This window comes from Sagittula stellata E-37, assembly GCF_039724765.1.
GTDB classification, from domain to species: Bacteria; Pseudomonadota; Alphaproteobacteria; order Rhodobacterales; family Rhodobacteraceae; genus Sagittula; species Sagittula stellata.
In genome coordinates this window covers 1,492,058-1,507,317 of record NZ_CP155729.1, presented here as the reverse complement: position 1 = coordinate 1,507,317, position 15,260 = coordinate 1,492,058, and the positions used below count along the sequence as shown (strand labels likewise).

General features: G+C 58.9%; 17 protein-coding genes, 2 tRNA genes and 3 pseudogenes. 12 read left to right on the top strand and 10 right to left on the bottom strand.

What is annotated here, in order from left to right; genetic code table 11:
- The first annotated feature begins 4 nt into the window (after positions 1–4).
- Positions 5–762, top strand: a protein-coding gene (locus ABFK29_RS07180; protein ID WP_085983410.1) for an IS5 family transposase whose coding sequence is annotated in 2 segments (ribosomal slippage) — positions 5–326 and positions 326–762 — 759 coding nt in all. Because the reading frame shifts where the segments join, the coding sequence is not laid out codon by codon here.
- A gap of 653 nt (positions 763–1,415) precedes the next feature.
- On the opposite strand, the gene ABFK29_RS07175 is transcribed toward ABFK29_RS07180, so the two are convergent.
- Positions 1,416–1,868, bottom strand: a complete 453-nt coding sequence (locus tag ABFK29_RS07175; RefSeq protein WP_040604297.1) for an Lrp/AsnC family transcriptional regulator — start codon at positions 1,866–1,868, stop codon at positions 1,416–1,418.
- 102 nt (positions 1,869–1,970) lie between these two features.
- On the opposite strand from ABFK29_RS07175, the gene ABFK29_RS07170 reads away from it, so the two are divergent.
- Positions 1,971–2,651 carry an AzlC family ABC transporter permease gene (locus tag ABFK29_RS07170; protein ID WP_050772377.1) on the top strand — a complete coding sequence of 227 codons (681 nt, stop codon included), beginning with the start codon at positions 1,971–1,973 and terminating at the stop codon, positions 2,649–2,651.
- Positions 2,648–2,944 (top strand): AzlD domain-containing protein, encoded by a 297-nt coding sequence (locus ABFK29_RS07165; protein WP_005856483.1) that lies wholly within the window; start codon positions 2,648–2,650, stop codon positions 2,942–2,944. The genes ABFK29_RS07170 and ABFK29_RS07165 overlap by 4 nt, the downstream gene beginning before the upstream one ends.
- A 453-nt stretch (positions 2,945–3,397) precedes the next feature.
- Here the strand turns inward: ABFK29_RS07165 and ABFK29_RS07160 are convergent, their stop codons facing one another.
- Both ABFK29_RS07160 and ABFK29_RS07155 read right to left on the bottom strand, forming a co-directional pair.
- Positions 3,398–4,369: a cation diffusion facilitator family transporter gene (locus tag ABFK29_RS07160; RefSeq protein WP_005856482.1), complete on the bottom strand. Its 972-nt coding sequence runs from the start codon at positions 4,367–4,369 to the stop codon at positions 3,398–3,400.
- Entirely contained in the window at positions 4,369–4,542 is a 174-nt protein-coding gene (locus ABFK29_RS07155) for a hypothetical protein (RefSeq protein WP_005856480.1), read from the bottom strand. Before ABFK29_RS07155 ends, ABFK29_RS07160 begins: the two co-directional genes overlap by 1 nt.
- A 75-nt stretch (positions 4,543–4,617) precedes the next feature.
- Here ABFK29_RS07155 and ABFK29_RS07150 point away from each other — a divergent pair.
- Positions 4,618–5,041 (top strand): annotated as a pseudogene (locus tag ABFK29_RS07150) (MerR family transcriptional regulator).
- 124 nt (positions 5,042–5,165) lie between these two features.
- Here ABFK29_RS07150 and ABFK29_RS07145 read toward each other — a convergent pair.
- Positions 5,166–5,966, bottom strand: a complete 801-nt coding sequence (locus ABFK29_RS07145; protein ID WP_005856476.1) for an AraC family transcriptional regulator — start codon at positions 5,964–5,966, stop codon at positions 5,166–5,168.
- 179 nt (positions 5,967–6,145) lie between these two features.
- Here ABFK29_RS07145 and ABFK29_RS07140 point away from each other — a divergent pair, with 179 nt between their 5' ends.
- Together ABFK29_RS07140 and ABFK29_RS07135 are read left to right on the top strand one after the other, a co-directional pair.
- The gene (locus tag ABFK29_RS07140) at positions 6,146–6,544 is read left to right on the top strand and encodes a hypothetical protein (protein WP_005856474.1); all 399 of its coding nucleotides are present in this window, start codon (positions 6,146–6,148) and stop codon (positions 6,542–6,544) included.
- A gap of 29 nt (positions 6,545–6,573) precedes the next feature.
- Positions 6,574–6,984, top strand: a complete 411-nt coding sequence (locus tag ABFK29_RS07135) for a hypothetical protein (protein ID WP_005856472.1) — start codon at positions 6,574–6,576, stop codon at positions 6,982–6,984.
- Positions 6,985–7,291: 307 nt separating this feature from the next.
- On the opposite strand, the gene ABFK29_RS07130 is transcribed toward ABFK29_RS07135, so the two are convergent.
- Entirely contained in the window at positions 7,292–7,426 is a 135-nt protein-coding gene (locus tag ABFK29_RS07130; protein ID WP_005856471.1) for a hypothetical protein, read from the bottom strand.
- Positions 7,427–7,713: 287 nt separating this feature from the next.
- Between ABFK29_RS07130 and ABFK29_RS07125 the strand changes: the two genes are divergently transcribed.
- From ABFK29_RS07125 to ABFK29_RS07105, 5 genes and pseudogenes are all read left to right on the top strand, one after another.
- Positions 7,714–8,490 carry a phytanoyl-CoA dioxygenase family protein gene (locus tag ABFK29_RS07125; RefSeq protein WP_005856469.1) on the top strand — a complete coding sequence of 259 codons (777 nt, stop codon included), beginning with the start codon at positions 7,714–7,716 and terminating at the stop codon, positions 8,488–8,490.
- Positions 8,491–8,823: 333 nt separating this feature from the next.
- Positions 8,824–9,213: a hypothetical protein gene (locus ABFK29_RS07120; RefSeq protein ID WP_157136413.1), complete on the top strand. Its 390-nt coding sequence runs from the start codon at positions 8,824–8,826 to the stop codon at positions 9,211–9,213.
- Between the two features lie 62 nt (positions 9,214–9,275).
- Complete coding sequence (locus tag ABFK29_RS07115) at positions 9,276–9,422, top strand: helix-turn-helix transcriptional regulator (protein ID WP_232281521.1); 147 nt, start codon at positions 9,276–9,278, stop codon at positions 9,420–9,422.
- Positions 9,423–9,748: 326 nt separating this feature from the next.
- A pseudogene (locus tag ABFK29_RS07110) lies at positions 9,749–10,123 on the top strand (transposase); the annotation flags it as partial.
- A gap of 220 nt (positions 10,124–10,343) precedes the next feature.
- Entirely contained in the window at positions 10,344–11,282 is a 939-nt protein-coding gene (locus ABFK29_RS07105; protein WP_157136412.1) for a hypothetical protein, read from the top strand.
- A gap of 128 nt (positions 11,283–11,410) precedes the next feature.
- On the opposite strand, the gene ABFK29_RS07100 is transcribed toward ABFK29_RS07105, so the two are convergent.
- From ABFK29_RS07100 to ABFK29_RS07090, 3 genes and pseudogenes are all read right to left on the bottom strand, one after another.
- Positions 11,411–12,286 (bottom strand): DUF4231 domain-containing protein, encoded by an 876-nt coding sequence (locus tag ABFK29_RS07100; protein WP_040604242.1) that lies wholly within the window; start codon positions 12,284–12,286, stop codon positions 11,411–11,413.
- Positions 12,283–12,678, bottom strand: coding sequence for a TIR domain-containing protein (locus ABFK29_RS07095; RefSeq protein ID WP_040604241.1), 396 nt, complete (start codon positions 12,676–12,678; stop codon positions 12,283–12,285). The genes ABFK29_RS07100 and ABFK29_RS07095 overlap by 4 nt, the downstream gene beginning before the upstream one ends.
- 413 nt (positions 12,679–13,091) lie before the next feature.
- Positions 13,092–14,093, bottom strand: a pseudogene (locus ABFK29_RS07090) (VapE domain-containing protein).
- On the opposite strand from ABFK29_RS07090, the gene ABFK29_RS07085 reads away from it, so the two are divergent.
- Positions 14,086–14,544: a deoxycytidylate deaminase gene (locus tag ABFK29_RS07085; protein WP_005856452.1), complete on the top strand. Its 459-nt coding sequence runs from the start codon at positions 14,086–14,088 to the stop codon at positions 14,542–14,544. The pseudogene ABFK29_RS07090 and the gene ABFK29_RS07085 overlap by 8 nt on opposite strands.
- 427 nt (positions 14,545–14,971) lie before the next feature.
- Here ABFK29_RS07085 and ABFK29_RS07080 read toward each other — a convergent pair.
- Positions 14,972–15,046, bottom strand: a tRNA-Glu gene (locus tag ABFK29_RS07080).
- A 125-nt stretch (positions 15,047–15,171) separates the two neighbouring features.
- Positions 15,172–15,246 (bottom strand) — tRNA-Glu (locus tag ABFK29_RS07075).
- Positions 15,247–15,260 lie beyond the last annotated feature (14 nt).

Here is a 15,260-nt window from a genome sequence, read left to right as displayed (position 1 = left end):
GAACATGTCTGATCTCTACTGGTTGAGCGATGCGCAGATGGCGCGTCTGGAGCATTACTTCCCCAAGTCGCACGGCAAGCCCCGGGTTGATGACCGGCGCGTTCTGAGCGGTATTATCTTTATCAATCGCAATGGATTGCGGTGGCGAGATGCGCCAAGGGAATACGGCCCGCACAAGACACTCTACAACCGCTGGAAGCGGTGGAGCGATAGAGGCGTCTTCGCCCGGATCATGGCCGGGCTGGCGGGCGAGCATGGTGAGGAGACGACCGTGATGATCGACGCAACTCATCTGAAGGCCCATCGCACGGCGTCCAGCCTGGGCGTGAAAAAGGGGGGCGTGGACGGCTGATTGGCCGGACGAAGGGAGGCATGAACACGAAGTTGCACGCCGTCTGCGACAGCCATGGCCGGCCCATCGACCTGTTCCTGACTGCCGGCCCCGTCAGCGACTACATCGGGGCGCGTGCGCTGGTCGGCGGGCTGCCAGACGTGAAATGGCTGCTCGGAGATCGCGGCTACGATGCCGACTGGTTCAGAGAAGCCTTGCAAGACAAGAAGATACGCCCTTGCATCCCGGGCCGGACGAAACGGAAGACGCCCGTCCCGTACGACAAGCGCAGGTACAAGCGTCGCAACCGGATCGAGATCATGTTCGGCAGGCTCAAGGATTGGAGACGGGTGGCGACCCGTTATGACCGATGCCCAAAGACCTTCTTCTCAGCGATCGCACTCGCTGCGACCGTGATCTTCTGGCTTTGAGAGAGAACGAGTCCTGACCCTAGGGCAGAGCTGATTACCTACACGGATCTGTGGGCTCAGGTGACCACCAAACGCTTCCCAGGCACTTCAATCCGAAACTACATGCAGGGCGTTCAGCGTGAGTGTAAGGCTAGGAGCTGGCCTATACTGAGTTCCATTGTGCATGCCAACGGTGATGCTGAGGGGCTGAAGGCCGCAGAGGGGCACTTTGAGGGGGCCAAGGCCGAGGGCTTGGATACTGGCACCGATACCCCGCTCATGTACCTACGCAGGCAGCGGCATGCGTGCTGGGTATGGGCGAAGGATGGCAACGATGAAGATTGTGTCCCATGATCAAACAATAGAGGCGCTATCAAAAGGCACCCTTATTGCCAAACTTGTCGGAGCGTCTGGGGCGACACGCCGACAGAACTGCAGAACATCGCTTCGCTGACTTGACGTCGCTTCCGGTCCTCTCCAGACATTCGCCGGGCAAGCTATGGCTGCAGTGCAGCTTCCCCGAACCAGCCATCCGAGGAGTCGTGCAGCATGGTCTGGCAGTCCAAGGTCAGCAGCGCGGACAACCGGCGAGCCGCAGCGCAGTCTCGAATGACCGCTACAGGTTCTGCGAATCTCGAACGTGCTCATTGCCGATGAGGATCATATCCACCTTGTCAGATCGGCAACTCCGACGTGGCCTTCTCTGTCGACACCACAATGGACGTTCTGAACTTGCGGACGTTCTTGTCGGCAAAGAAGAACCGATGCGTGAACGCCTCGTAATCCGCCATGTCTGCGGCCATCACGACAAGAACGAAGTCCGCGTCCCCAGCAATGCAGTAACAATGAGTCACCTGCCGATCTTCCCGCGCCTTGCGCTTGAAGGTGTCGATCTGGTCGAGCCGATCACGCTCGAGCTCGATCGCAACGATGGCCGTGATGCCAAGGCCCAAGGGTTTGGGATCGAGGATGGCCACTTCGCGCTGGATTACGCCGGCCTCTCGTAGCGATCGCATCCTCCGCTGCACGGATGCGGTCGAGACCCCGATCGTGTCGGCAAGAGACTGGATCGATACCTTCGAGTTCCGCTGCAGCTGATCGAGTAACTTCCGGTCCGGCGCGTCCATGATTCCCCCATGCAACATATACCGTATACATGATGCGATCCGATCATCAATTTGCCAAGATCAGTATACTTCGCATCAGCTGATCCACCTATGTTGAATGGCATGAAACACGGTGCCCTTACCATCCTTCCCCTTGCCCTCGGCGCAGCCGTCTACGGCTTCGCATTTGGGTTGCTGGCGGCGCAGGTCGGCTTTCCGTCGTGGGGCGTTGGCCTGATGAGCGCGTCCGTCCATGCCGGGTCGTCGCAGATCGTAGCCGTCGAGCAATTCGCCACGACCGGCACGGTCCTGGGAGCGGTGCTGGCCGGGGCCGCGCTAAACCTGCGCTACGTCGGCATGATCGCCTCTCTCTCGGACGTGTTGGTCGGGCTTTCATGGCGGTGGAAGATCCTCGCGATCCACGTCACGGGGGACGAGAACTGGGCCCTGACCATGGCAGAGCGCGCGAAGTCGACGGATGTCGGCGCGGCGTTTCTGTTGGGGTCGGGTTTCGTCATGATTTCTGTTTGGACCGCGTCGACCGTCGCGGGCGCGGCAACTGGAGCCGTGTTACCCGACCTCGAACGCTTCGGCCTCGGCTTTGCGTTCACAGCCGCCTTCATTGCCATGGCGCGCGGCGTGTGGCGGGGCCGGTCGCAAGCTCTGCCTTGGGTCACTGCCGCTGGGGCGACGGTGGCCACGGTCTCCCTCGGGGTGCCGCAGGCATACGGGATCGTTGTCGGGGCACTTATCGGGCTGGCGGCCTGCGCTCTGATGCGACGCAAAAGCGTAGCCGTCGCATGAGTGGGCAATACTGGGCGGTGATCGGGCTGTTGGCCATCGCGGCGTTCGCGATCCGTGTGACCGGGCTTATCGCGGGCGGGCGCATCCGGGAGTCGCGTCACACCTGGGTGCTGGATGAATTGCCCGGGCTGATCGTGGCCAGCCTGGTCGCGTCGTCGCTGGCCGGACAACCACCGGCGACCTGGCTCGCGGCCGGTATCGCGGTTGGCGTCGCGATTGGAACGGACCACGTTATTGCGACCATGGTCCTCGGCATGGCCGCCTTCACGGGGTTAGGGTGGCTGGGCGTGTAAGCGTTCCTGCCAGAACGCGCCTCATAGACCGTAAAGCAAAGCCAATGCAATCTGGACTGGTCGACAGGGACAACCGAGAACGGCCGAACCCGTCGTTCAAACACCCCGCAGCATCTGGTAGTAAGGGCTCGAAGCGGTCATGCAGCAGCACGGTGTGAAGGACGCCCGGATGAGCGGGTCTGCCCGGCAGAGACGGCCCTGACCAGGCCTTCGACGGGAAGACCGACGCCGCGGTACGACTTACTCGAAGCAGCCGTGCGCACCAGCGTGTAGCAACCGTCGGGGGAGGGAAGTCCGCCCGCGCTTTCCTCACTGTCAGATTTGTCGCCGCTGCATCTCGCGATGAAAGCAGCAACAAACCTTGGACAAACCAGGCTTTCGCGACGCTACGCGCGAAGACCTTACGTGTTCGGATACACCCATGGCCCATTCCTGCCTGGGGATGGATAGCGCTTAACCCCTCCTGTGCTCTGCGCCTGCCGCCACCTCGACGGTCACATGCTCCATCCCGGTCGTCTCGCGCACGCGGCCTTTCACGGCGCGGCGCACGTCGTCCGCCACCGCGCCCGGCGCGAGCTCGATCTCCAGCGTGGCCATGGGCCGCTCCTGAGTGATCGACCAGGCGTGGACGTGATAGGCGCGGGCCACTCCGGGCAGCGTGGCTTCGAGGTCGGTCGCGACGGCGCGGGCGTCGAAGCCCGCCGGCGCGCCTTCGAGCAGGATGTGGCCGCTCTCGCGCACCACGGACCACGCCGAGCGCAGGATGAGGAGAGCAACCAGCACCGACAGGATCGGGTCGATGGGGGTCCAGCCTGTCCAGATGATGACGAGCGAGGCCGCAATCGCCGCAACCGAGCCGAGCAGATCTCCCATGACGTGCAGGGCGGCGGCACGGACGTTGAGGTTGTCGCCCTCCGCGCGGCTGAGCACCCAGAAGGCCAGGATGTTCACCACGAGCCCTCCCACGGCGACCCAGAGCATCAGCCCGCCCAGCACCTCATGCGGATCGCGCAGGCGTTGGATGGCCTCGACGACGATCCACCCCGCGATGGCGAACAGCGTGACCCCGTTCACGAAAGCGGCCAGCACCGAGAAGCGGTCGAAGCCGTAGGTCCGCTTCCAATCCGCCGGTCGCCGCGCCAGCCGGAAGGCGAACCAGGCCAGCAGGAGCGAGGCGAAGTCGGTCAACATGTGGCCCGCATCGGCCAGCAGTGCGAGCGATCCGGAGATGAGTCCGCCGATGACCTCGGCCCCCATGAAGCCGCCCGTCAGGACCGCGGCGGTGAGGATGGCGCGCTCTTTTGAACGGCGCGCCTCGGGAGAGTCATTGGCCGAGAGGGTCGGGCCGTGCGAATGGCCCGCATGTCCGTGTGCATGGTCGTGACCTTGTCCATGGTCGTGATCGTGCGTGTGTTTGTGTCCCATCAGATCGCCTCCGGCCAAAGATCCGTTTTTGCCGGGGGTGTGGCGCGCCCATCGCCGGGGACGGGGGGCACGCGCTCATGCCGGGCGTCGGCGATGCGGTCATTCAAACAGTGGCGGATCGCGGGGGCGTCGACGTCCGGAAATTCGGTGCGGCGGGGGTATCGGTCGGTCATGGCAGTGCTCTTGATTCGTTTCGTCCCCATGGTAGATACGATCTACAGTGGCTGTAGCTTCAAGGGGTAATCGCGATGCAGGGGCATTCCATCGGCGCGTTGTCGCAGCGTACGGGCGTGAAGGTAACGACGATCCGCTACTACGAGGGGCGCGGTCTTCTGCCCGATCCCGGTCGCACGGGCCGGGGGGCAACGCCGCTATGGCGATGCCGAGCTTGACCGGCTGTCCTTTATCGCTCATGCCCGGCAGCTGGGCTTCGACCTCGACGCCATCGCCGAACTGATCGCGTTGCAGGAGGTGCCCCAGGCTGCCCATGGAGACGCGCACCGCATCGCGAAGGATCGGATTATCGAAGTCCGGGATCGGATCGCGCGGTTGCGGCGGCTGGAGGCTGAATTGGTGCGCGTCGTGAAGACCTGCGACGGTCAGTCCGATGGGCAACCCTGCCGGGTGCTGCACGCCCTGGCCGATCATCAGGCTTGCGAAGGCGAGCACTGAGACCTGCTTGGTGTCACAAAGAGGTTTTGACAGTGAACACGTCGCGTGTCGGGGCGAACGCCCCGCCGGAGCATTCGCTGAGCGGCGATTGTGGACGACACTCGGTAGCTCTTATCGCTCTTCCCTATCGTAAACGGTTCCGCTCGAGCAGATAGCGGCCTGGAGGCTTGCCGACCATCTTTCGAAACATGGTCACGAAACTGCTGGCGCTTTCGTAGCCGAGATCGATGGCGACGGCCTGAACCGACTGACCAGCGCTCAGCCGCCGCAAGGCAAGCACGATATGCAACTGTCGGCGCCAGCGGCCGAAACTCATGCCCACCTCGTCGGCCAAAAGACGGCTCAGGCTGCGCTCGCTGAGCGCGACGCGGGAGGCCCACTCCGCGACGCTCGCGTGATCCGCAGGCGCCGCGATCAACAGGTCGGTGAGCTTCTTCAGGCGCGGATCGCCGGGGATGGGCAGGCAGAGATCCTCGACCGGTGCCGCAGCCAGCTCATCGAAGAGAACGGACACGATCCGGCCATCCGGACCGTCGACGTCGTAGAGGTCTGGCAGAGCGTTCGCCCGCAGCAGCAATTCGCGGAAAAAACGCGACACCGTGATCGTGCAGCAGTCTTTCGGCAGGTTCGCGGAGTCGGGAGGATCAATGAAGAGCGAGAGGCACTCCACCTCGCCCGAGCCGAAAACGGAATGCGGCAGCCCGCCGGGAATCCACACGGCGCATTGCGGCGGTACGATCCAGACTGCGCCGTCGACCTCGCAATTGACGACACCACGCACCGTGAAGAGCAGTTGCGCCTTCTGATGGTGGTGCCGGGGCGATTGCTCCAGGGCGTCAAGGGTGGCGACCGCGTTGGCTGCCACCAGCGCACGCGGGATCTCGTCGACATAGGCGAGCCAGTCGCGACGGACGTCCAGATACATCTCAGACCTCGGCATTCTCAGATCAGGCCGGATTGAAACATATCGTGGCAGGGTTGCGCAATGACGCCATATGCCGGCTGGCGTACTGCTGTGGGGCAGAGGCGGCTGGCGGATCTTGTGATTGCGCTCCCTTGCTGGAGAGCCAGAGCTGCCCGGCACATAGGCACAGGAGTTTCCACGTGATCGACAATGCCCCGGTCAAGCTCGCGCTCGCATGGCTCATCCCTGCAGTTGGTGCCGCACTCTTTGTCACGATCCAGTGCTTTTCCTATCTGAACGCCTATGTCGGCAGCGGCGGAACGATGCAGGCCATGACGTTCGATCCCGCCGCCTTGTGGGGCGTGTCGATTTTCTATGGCGCCTGGGTCGTCCCGCCCTTGCTGGCGCTGGCCGCGCGGCGCGCGACCGACTGGGCGATGCTCATACTCGGTGGTCTGCTGTTCGTCATGAGCACGCTCGCTGGCGTCTTCGATGGCTTGCGCGATGGCGGCCATCTCGTGGGTCTGGAACTGCTGGCTGTCACGCTGCCGGGCGTGGTCGCGCTTATCTTTACGTGGCGACACATTCGCTCGATCTGAAACCATCCATTCTCGCTAGGAGACGGCACATGCCCTTGGATATCAAGAATTTTCCGCTTGTCTGGATGAGCTATGACGAAGCGCCCGATCACGACCACGACGAGGACTTCGCGGCACTCGAAGCGTGCTTTAAGCGCCGCGCGCCCTTCGTGATCTTGAGCGATAACGCTCCGACCGAAGACGAAGGCCACGACCACAGCCAGGAAGAAAGGAAGCGCACCGCGCTGTGGATGAAGAAGCACAAGGCGGAACTGCGGACGCTTGTGCTGGCGATGATTGTGATTGAGCCGAGTGCTGCCAAGCGACTGGCCTTTAAGGCTTTCGGCGCGGTCTTTTCCAAATTCTGGGGTTTTCCGTTGAGGATTGCAGTGACTCGCAAAGAGGCGATGGATGTCGCCGAGACCCTGCTGTCAGAAGGCGTGGGGCCTGCAACATCCTGAAGAACGGCTGAGTGGGCCGTGCGAAGACGGTTTTCGGAAGATTGCAAGTTTCGCTCAAACTTAGGTCGATCGGGCTATGGCACAGGTGTCGTGTCGAATGGTATCCCGCACGGTCCGCCAGGGGAGGGTCGAACCGATACTGGTTGTCTGCTTTATCGGCTTCGCTCTTCGGAAACGGACAGACAGCGTGATCCCAAGCTGTATATTCGTCGTGCGCTCGGTGGATGTCTCCTCCCTCCCTCAATGTCGATCGGTCAAGCTCCGGTATGGTATCCAGTCTGGAAGTCCGCTTCTGCATGGAGCCGGCTCAGGCCTCGCGCCCGCAGAGAAGGTCGGGAAGCCGCCCGCTCGTGTAGATGAGAACGCCGCCGACGCTCCCGGCCCAGACCTGCCGTTCGAAGCGACCGTCGATGCCGCAATGCACCGTCACCGAAGCAGCCATTCGTGCATCGCGCAGCGTTTTCCGGCAGCAAAGGTCCGCAGTGCGGACTAAGCGGACGCTTGGTTCGGCCATACAGGTGCCCGCCGGTCGTGGTCTCGCGGTGGTATCCGGAAGGCCGACCTTGACCTATCCGAGTAGCAGAAATATCCAGTAGCCATGATGTGTACGTCCACCTTCTTCCCGCGATTCTGAGCGACCCTCGTCGCTGGCGCTTCTGCGCTTTTTGAATCGTGACGGCTGCGCACTGCGACAGCCGATAAGGAGGACGTGAAATGTCCCTTCCCCGAATGACCGGCCTGACTGCGGATCAGGTCGAAAACTTCATCAACGACGGCTTCGTGAAGGTAGAAGATGCCTTCAGCCGCGATCTTGCCGAGGTGTGTCGGAACGAGTTGTGGGCCGATATGGGCCTCTCCCCGGACCGGCGTGAAAAGTGGACGGAGCCGGTCGTTCGTATTGGCTGGAAATCATCGCCACCTTTCGTGGCTGCCACCAATACGCCTCGCCTGCATGCCGCCTATGATACTCTCGTCGGCGAAGGCCGGTGGCTGGTCCCACAGGGGCTCGGGACATTCCCGATCCGCTTTCCGTCACAGGAAAGCGCCGGGGACGATGGCTGGCATGTGGACATGAGCTTCGGGACCGGGAACCCCGACTTCATGGAATGGCGGGCGAACGTCATGAGCAGCGGAAGGGCGCTGCTGATGCTCTTCCTGTTCTCGGATGTCGGGCCTGACGATGCCCCCACCCGGATACGGAAGGGCTCGCACGCCACAATCGCCCGTGAGCTTCTGCCCCATGGCAAGGCCGGTGCCACGCTCAGGCAGCTTTCGACCGGGGGCTATGCTTCCACGCAAGAGTGTGAGGTCGCTCTCGCCACCGGAGCGGCGGGGACGGTCTACCTGTGCCATCCCTTTGTGGTCCATGCGGCGCAGCCGCATCATGGGACCGACCCGCGCTTCATGGCTCACCCGCCGCTGGTGCCCAGCATGGAATTCGATCCGAAGCTTGCACCGTCGCCAGTCCAGGTCGCCATCCGGAAGGCCTGCGGCCTCACGATATAAAGCGAAGGGGTTTCGGGACCGCTGGTCGGTGCCGGAACCTCGCCACGGATGTCGTGGAAGGGCTCCAAGCGGACATGCGGCGTTGCAGCGGAGGCGGACGCCGGGCTTGCACCAGCGGCCGTCGCTCGCGGCCCAGAGCCGACCTTCGCCAGGCTGGGCCTCGCCGCAGGGCAGCTTCCCCGAAGCGGTCGTCCATGACCTGGTGCAGCATGGTCTGGCAGTCCAAGGTCAGCAGTGCGGGACTTTGGGGCCTTCGAAATCTCCTCTGAAGCAACCTTGACGTTACACAGGGGGTCGCCCTATGTAACCCATAGGTTACACAGGGAGATGAACATGAACCCGCTCGCCATCACGCGCCTTGCCGCTAATCTCATGGTCACCGCTTTTGGTGTCGGACTGCTCGGTGTCTATGCGGTCACGCAAACCGTCACCGCCGAACTTGTTGTTTGGCTCGGAGGTCTTGCCGTTCTTGGCGGCGTCGCGCAGTTCCTGGTTTCCGTGTTCTTCCCGCGCAGCATCCGCCCCACCTGGGACGAGATGGCCGTTGCGTCACACCGCGGCGCTTACCAGTTCGGATACTGGTGCGCTGTCCTTTCCTTCTGGGTGTTTTTCTTTTCCACACAATACTCTACGGTGAACTTGGACGGCGCATTCCTCACGCTGGGTGTCCTGCTGATCTGCGCCCCCTCGGCCTGGATGGCTGTCGCAGTGTTGCGCAAATGAGATCCACGGATCAGCTCATCGTCCATTTGAAGGTCCATCGACTGAAGGCCGGACTTACCCAAATGGAGCTGGCAAACATGGTCGAGGTGAGCCGCAAGACAATCAACACGGTAGAGAACGGCGTGTTCGTGCCATCGACGACCTTGGCCCTGCGTTTAGCGAGATGTCTGGGCGTTTCGGTCGAAGACCTGTTCACGCTTTCTGATTGAAGCGCTCAACGTTCAAGCTTTGCCTCTCGAGACGAAGAAAGGGCTCGGAGCAGACATGCGGCGGTGCCGCGAGCCCCACCGCCTCGTCGGCCAGCCAAGTCGTCGCTGAACGGCCCACAGCCGACCTCCAAAACCTACTCAAGATGCTGCGGTGCAGCCGTCATTGCTGCCATTCGTGCAGAGCGCAGCATTTTGACGGCTTTATCGTCGGTGTGCGGACTTTTTAGCCATTCGCTGCCAGCGCAAATCGTGGATTAAGCGGATGGGGCGTTCGATGAGGAGGGCAGCAAGCAGACTTTTGATGCACGCTCACACATGATATCTAGCAAGCCGAGACGCGTGTGGATGCCGAGGCCGCTTTTGATTTCTTCGTGGCATCCTACGGTGTGAAATACGACAAGGCCGTCGCCAAATTGACCAAAGACCGCAACGTGCTCCTGGCGTTCTATGACTTCCCCACTGAACATTGGAAGCACATCCGCACAACCAATCCCATCGAAAGCACCTTCGCCACGGTGCGGCATCGCACCGGCAAAACCAAGGGCTGCCTCAGCCGCCAAACCGGGCTCGCCATGGCCTTCAAGCTAATGATGTCAGCCCAGAAAAAATGGCGTAAACTCGATGGTGCTAACCGCATGCCTGAAATCATCGAAGGGATTGAATTCAAGGACGGGATCAAGCAACTTCAAAACGCCGCCTGATCACGCCGTCACCAACTTTCGGGCATAGCTCACTCTGGGTTGACCCATATGGCAAAATGCCTGCTCAAGCCTGATCCAAAATCAAGGAAAGAATTTCCTAACAGGGAAGTGAACGAAGACCTACTTGGGTTCCTTGAACTAAAATCTGATAAACTCAATACCAGTATCCGATGGAGCGAATTTCTTGCAGAGCCGAAATAGACGTTTGATGAGATCTTTCATGACTCTAAATCTAATACCATTTGGCATCAGGCTATTTGTCGTTGTGGTTTTTTTAATCCTTCTTCTAGGTGGGAAAGTGTTTGTTCCATGGCTATCAGAACACGGCCCAATAACGTCTATGTCTGACGGCACATATGAAGTCCAACTTCCACTATCAGAAGTCTTACAAGGCAAGCTGGTGTTTTTTGGTATTATTGCCGCAACAGCCCTATTCTCACTGCTCGTGGGTGTTGTCACCGTTTTTGAGCAGCACAAGCGTCGTACTGAAGTTGAAACACAGTCAGTTTCTGAATATTTGCAGGCAAATCGGTTTAAGCGGCGACGAGTCGTTTTGGTACTTCGTCCATTTGACTGTGATGGCTTTCTAATTTTGCCGGAAAGACGAGGTTTTTGGCATAAGCTGCTCTTTCCAGTTGTAGAAGCATCAACCATTGAGCAACTAGTTCGAAACCAGACAAAAACCTACGAAGACGTTGACGTGCTTTCTGTCGTCGCTCCCCAAAAGGACGAACTAGTACCTGGTCCGACCTATGTTACGACGGACATCGATTGGAAGAAAGACGTGACGAGATTAATAAACACTGCGGAAGCAATTCTGTTTGTGCTACCTCCTGGCACCTTGATGTCACCAGGCCTCAAGTGGGAGTTCTTTGAGGTATATGCTAAGAACAAGGAAGAAAAGTCCTGCGCGATCTTTCCTCCAATGCGTGAAAAGTCGCGTGAGATTGTACAAATAGTATCGGACATTATTGAAAGGTCGGGAAATATCTTCTCGGAAGACTTCGATCTAAACAGAGTGATACTGATGCCGTGGAGCGCTGGTGGCGAAGCATGGTATGAAATCGACAACAAGCCTCTTTCTGTTTTCAATCGTGTGCATTCGGATGTTTACAAACAGGCTTTAGGCAGCTGGCTGTCAAAAGTATTGTCAAAATAGTGCCAATAAATTGGGATATTTCTCAGATATTGACGTGCAGTTTAGTGTCAAGTTGGAAAGATATACTAGAGTAGAGTGATCTACCGGTGTTCCTGCATGGAACGGTTTCTTGCGTTGCTAACGTTGTTTCAATTTGCATCGCGCCTAGCGACCCACTGCGTATGCTCCCGCGAAAATGCCAGCTCCGCTTCATTAATTAAGTCAGAGAACTCATCCTCTGTCTTGACTGCTTCCAAATCGCCGAGAAGGATTCCGATCTCATGGGCGGTAAGGTTATAACTGGCCATCAACTCGCCGTGGCGCTTCATCTGTAGCCAACCGAGAGCTGAGGTCACAATGACAATCAGCGGATCAAATGCGAGCGTTGCCGACGGCAGACCTAGTTGCTCTGCGTTTAGCGCAATCGCAGCAATTATATACAGTACAATGGTGGCCACGACCCAAAATGAGAGAGCCGCCTTGCTTGCTGTCGATTTCTTTGAGTACCAAGCCTGCTGATTGTCAATTCTGTTTCTGACGTAGTAGTCCATCCGCTGATTGAGCGGTAATTTTCTGATCTCAATCATCGATCCTGTGACCTGTTCGGTAACGGACGTTTCGAGGTTGGCTGCGATGTGTCTGTTGGTTTGCAGGATATCTTTTAGTAGGTTTCTGAAGTTTGTCTTCGGTACTTCAATACTGCTTGTATCCTCAAAGGGATGTGCACGCATAGAAAACCGCCATGTCGATGTCTTGACGGATTCTGCAAGGGCGCGGCAGCGGTACCAATCTTGATCAAGACGCTTGAAGATTTTGAAGACGAAAAGGCCGGCTAGCACCACAAGTAAAAGTGTTATAAGTAAGGGATTTATCCCAGATATGCCACGAGTCGCGCTCGCAACACTGACGCAGAACAATAGAGAGTATTCAAGCCTGACCGTACGCAGGAAGCGGCTCTGGGCTCTAATAGCACCGTTGTTTGCGCTGTCGTATAGCGCCGGGTATTCGAGGTCGGGTTTGGTCAAGTGATTTGCCTAATGCCTGCGACGATCGAGTCTGAGTTCCAACTCACTACCAGATTCGACGCCAGCGTGACCGCAACCGGCATAACTTGCGCACCACGTGGGCGGACGCCGAGGACCGGTTTGTTGATGCTCTTGGCGAAGTCCATCTTGAACTTAATCCAATCGCTGTGGTTGGCCCACATGCCACCAATGATTATTACGCAGTTGACAGGCCAAATTTGGTCCTGCAACTCGTCCTTCATCTTGTACTGGGCCATCAGCCCAAATGCCTTCGTTTCTGGAACCGAATAATTCGTAAAATTGAAATAGGGGCAATTGTTGAGCAGGTTCACCATCGCATTGTAGCGTTCGCTGTATGACCACGAGTGGCTAACAAAGAGCCGAGTCGACATTTAGTACCTTTCAAAAACGGGTATCTAAACAACCGATACCACAATTCGAACCAATGCGGAACATTCGAATGGAGATTGGTTTGAGTTATCGTTCGAAGAGTGTGTAGCGTGAGCAGCACAAGAAGAAAAGGCGGCTTTGTCCACCTCCGGCCAAGCCAACCTGAGTGTAAGTGTTCCAAACACTTCGATAATCGATGTCAGCTTTCATATGGTCATACGATGTTTTCGCACTGACAGCGAATGGCAGCTCTCCGCCCTTCGTGTTGATCGACGCTTCCGCCCCGAGTAACCGATGCTTCGGTTTACCCCGTTGCCGTGGGAGGGCTAGAAGCGGTCGTCAAGCTCCGAGCCCTGACAGCACCCACCGGCACCACAAGATGCAAAGGGCCACCTCCGCGGGTGGTCCGTTCTTACTACAGAAGGTCGAGGGGTTCGGGTTCGGGATCTCGCAGCTGCCGCCTCTTAGGTGAACGGCTGGGCATCGGTGCAAAGGCTTCGCTTCGCACCCAACCGCGCCTCACACCCATGTTTTCGAACCTGATGGACGACTTCGCCTCCCAGCCCCGCGCCATCTTCATAGCGTTGTTGATCGACTGGACTTCTTGATGCGGGATCGTCTTGCGCCCGTCCTGCGACATGAAATCCGTCCAAATCAGCTGTGTGCAGATGCGATCCCGATAGCGCGGCTCTGTGCCGTCGAGGTCATCGAAGTCTTCCCCAACGGGGGCATCCAGCCATGCGCCCAACTGTTCCGACAGGATCGAAGCCGGGGTCTCGACGCGGGCACCCTCTTGCAAGGCCGTGGCCTCTCGCTGGGCTTCCGGGTCCACCAGGTAGAGCGGCAGATCGCCCGTGGGCTTGGCCTCACGCATAGCAACGTAACAGGCGTAGGCTTCCCCCATGATCTGCGGCAACTCGACCTTGAAGGCGTCGGTGTCAATCGCCCCTTCGATGTTCAGCTTCAAAGGCCAATAGCCCCGGTTGCCGGTGGGATCGCGCAGGTAGCTTTCGTCATTGGTGGACCCCATGAAGACGAAGGTCCGCCGAATGCGAGATTGGAACTACTCATAGGGCACGCGGTAGTCGTCCTCGACCGCCGTTGCGAAACGCTTCATGTGTTCCGACTCGGCCTTGTTGAAGCCCACCAGTTCGGGGAACTCCATCACCCACCGGCCCAGGCACGACTCAATCATCCCCTTCTTGTCGTGATAGTTGAAATCGAGTTCACCGGTGAACCCCATCCCCATCATTCGGATGAACGTGGACTTTCTCTTGCCTTGCTCGCCCTGGAGGATGGGCATGAAGTCGTATTTGCAGCCGGGTTCTTCGATCCGCGTAATCATCGCGGTGAAGTGGATACGGGCGGCATGTCGGTGATAGGGGGTGGCAGGGCAACCAAGGTAGCGGATGGCCAACCATCACCGCGCGCCCGACTGGTGGGATCGCTTCTTTCTCGACATGGCGGTACACGTCGCCACGGCATCCCGTGATCCCAGCACCAAAGTCGGCTGCATCTTGGTCGATGAGCAACGCCGCTTGGTCGGCATGGGCTACAACGGTTTCCCCCGGGGCGTGGTCGATCTGCCCGAGCGGTACGAAGATCGCCCGACGAAGTACCTCATGGTCCAGCACGCAGAAGCGAACGCGGTCCTGCAAAGCCCCTCGAACAGCCTTGCCGGGTCCACCGCCTACCTCACCGCACCACCCTGCTCGAATTGTGCCGGCCTTCTTATCCAAGCGGGCGTGAAACGGGTGGTCAGCCTGGGGTGCAACCCAGACCTTGCATTGCGGTTCAAGGACTCCTTCCGGGCATCGGTCCAGATGTTCTTGGAGGTCGGTGTGACGCACGACTTCATCCTCGCCTGACGAACCGTGGCAGAATGGGCACGCAGTTGCCAAATCGACAAAAACTGTGGCACGAAATAGGGCCTGCTTCATCATAGAGGCAGGCCCATCTTATTAGTCAACATTTTCAATGCGTTACCTACAGATAGTCCCAGATAGTCCCGGCCATGTGGCACGTCGCTTGTGGCAATATTTTCGCTAAGTGATTGTTATCGCTAAAAATGTGGTAGTCCCCCACGCCACCACAACATCCTGACATTCCTGGCTCTTGCCACATTGCAGGGGCACGTCGCGCCGCCGTGCACGACCTGCGCTGCAATGGCACTACCAGTGGCGGCGCAGGCAGCGACAGTCACACCAACAATCAGAGATGCCTCGACCGCGCTTGGCCAAGCGTCCGAATAGCACAAGCCGTCGGTGCATTGCTTTTGGCGATGTCATGACAAAGTGGCAGCCCGTAGGGGAATCGAACCCCTCTTTCCAGGTTGAAAACCTGGCGTCCTAACCGATAGACGAACGGGCCACACATCGTGGTGAGCGGTCTTCTACGTAAGCGCGTGGCGATGTGCAAGACCAATCTTTGACCTGGCTACGCGCAAGTTTTCTGTCACGTCCGTAGCGTCACAGGATTGAATATCAAGGGAGAAGTGGCAGCCCGTAGGGGAATCGAACCCCTCTTTCCAGGTTGAAAACCTGGCGTCCTAACCGATAGACGAACGGGCCACGCTGTGGTGAGC

Bases quoted from the DNA above. Each gene is read 5' to 3' on its own strand.
- ABFK29_RS07160 (WP_005856482.1), bottom strand. From the start codon at position 4,369: ATGGGACACAAACACACGCACGATCACGACCATGGACAAGGTCACGAC.
- ABFK29_RS07175 (WP_040604297.1), bottom strand. From the start codon at position 1,868: ATGGACGCGCCGGACCGGAAGTTACTCGATCAGCTGCAGCGGAACTCG.
- ABFK29_RS07085 (WP_005856452.1), top strand. From the start codon at position 14,086: ATGGCCAACCATCACCGCGCGCCCGACTGGTGGGATCGCTTCTTTCTC.
- ABFK29_RS07145 (WP_005856476.1), bottom strand. From the start codon at position 5,966: ATGTATCTGGACGTCCGTCGCGACTGGCTCGCCTATGTCGACGAGATC.
- ABFK29_RS07130 (WP_005856471.1), bottom strand. From the start codon at position 7,426: ATGGCTGCTTCGGTGACGGTGCATTGCGGCATCGACGGTCGCTTCGAA.
- ABFK29_RS07155 (WP_005856480.1), bottom strand. From the start codon at position 4,542: ATGACCGACCGATACCCCCGCCGCACCGAATTTCCGGACGTCGACGCC.
- ABFK29_RS07165 (WP_005856483.1), top strand. From the start codon at position 2,648: ATGAGTGGGCAATACTGGGCGGTGATCGGGCTGTTGGCCATCGCGGCG.
- ABFK29_RS07120 (WP_157136413.1), top strand. From the start codon at position 8,824: ATGAACCCGCTCGCCATCACGCGCCTTGCCGCTAATCTCATGGTCACC.
- ABFK29_RS07105 (WP_157136412.1), top strand. From the start codon at position 10,344: ATGACTCTAAATCTAATACCATTTGGCATCAGGCTATTTGTCGTTGTG.
- ABFK29_RS07170 (WP_050772377.1), top strand. From the start codon at position 1,971: ATGAAACACGGTGCCCTTACCATCCTTCCCCTTGCCCTCGGCGCAGCC.
- ABFK29_RS07095 (WP_040604241.1), bottom strand. From the start codon at position 12,678: ATGTCGACTCGGCTCTTTGTTAGCCACTCGTGGTCATACAGCGAACGC.
- ABFK29_RS07125 (WP_005856469.1), top strand. From the start codon at position 7,714: ATGACCGGCCTGACTGCGGATCAGGTCGAAAACTTCATCAACGACGGC.
- ABFK29_RS07135 (WP_005856472.1), top strand. From the start codon at position 6,574: ATGCCCTTGGATATCAAGAATTTTCCGCTTGTCTGGATGAGCTATGAC.
- ABFK29_RS07115 (WP_232281521.1), top strand. From the start codon at position 9,276: ATGGAGCTGGCAAACATGGTCGAGGTGAGCCGCAAGACAATCAACACG.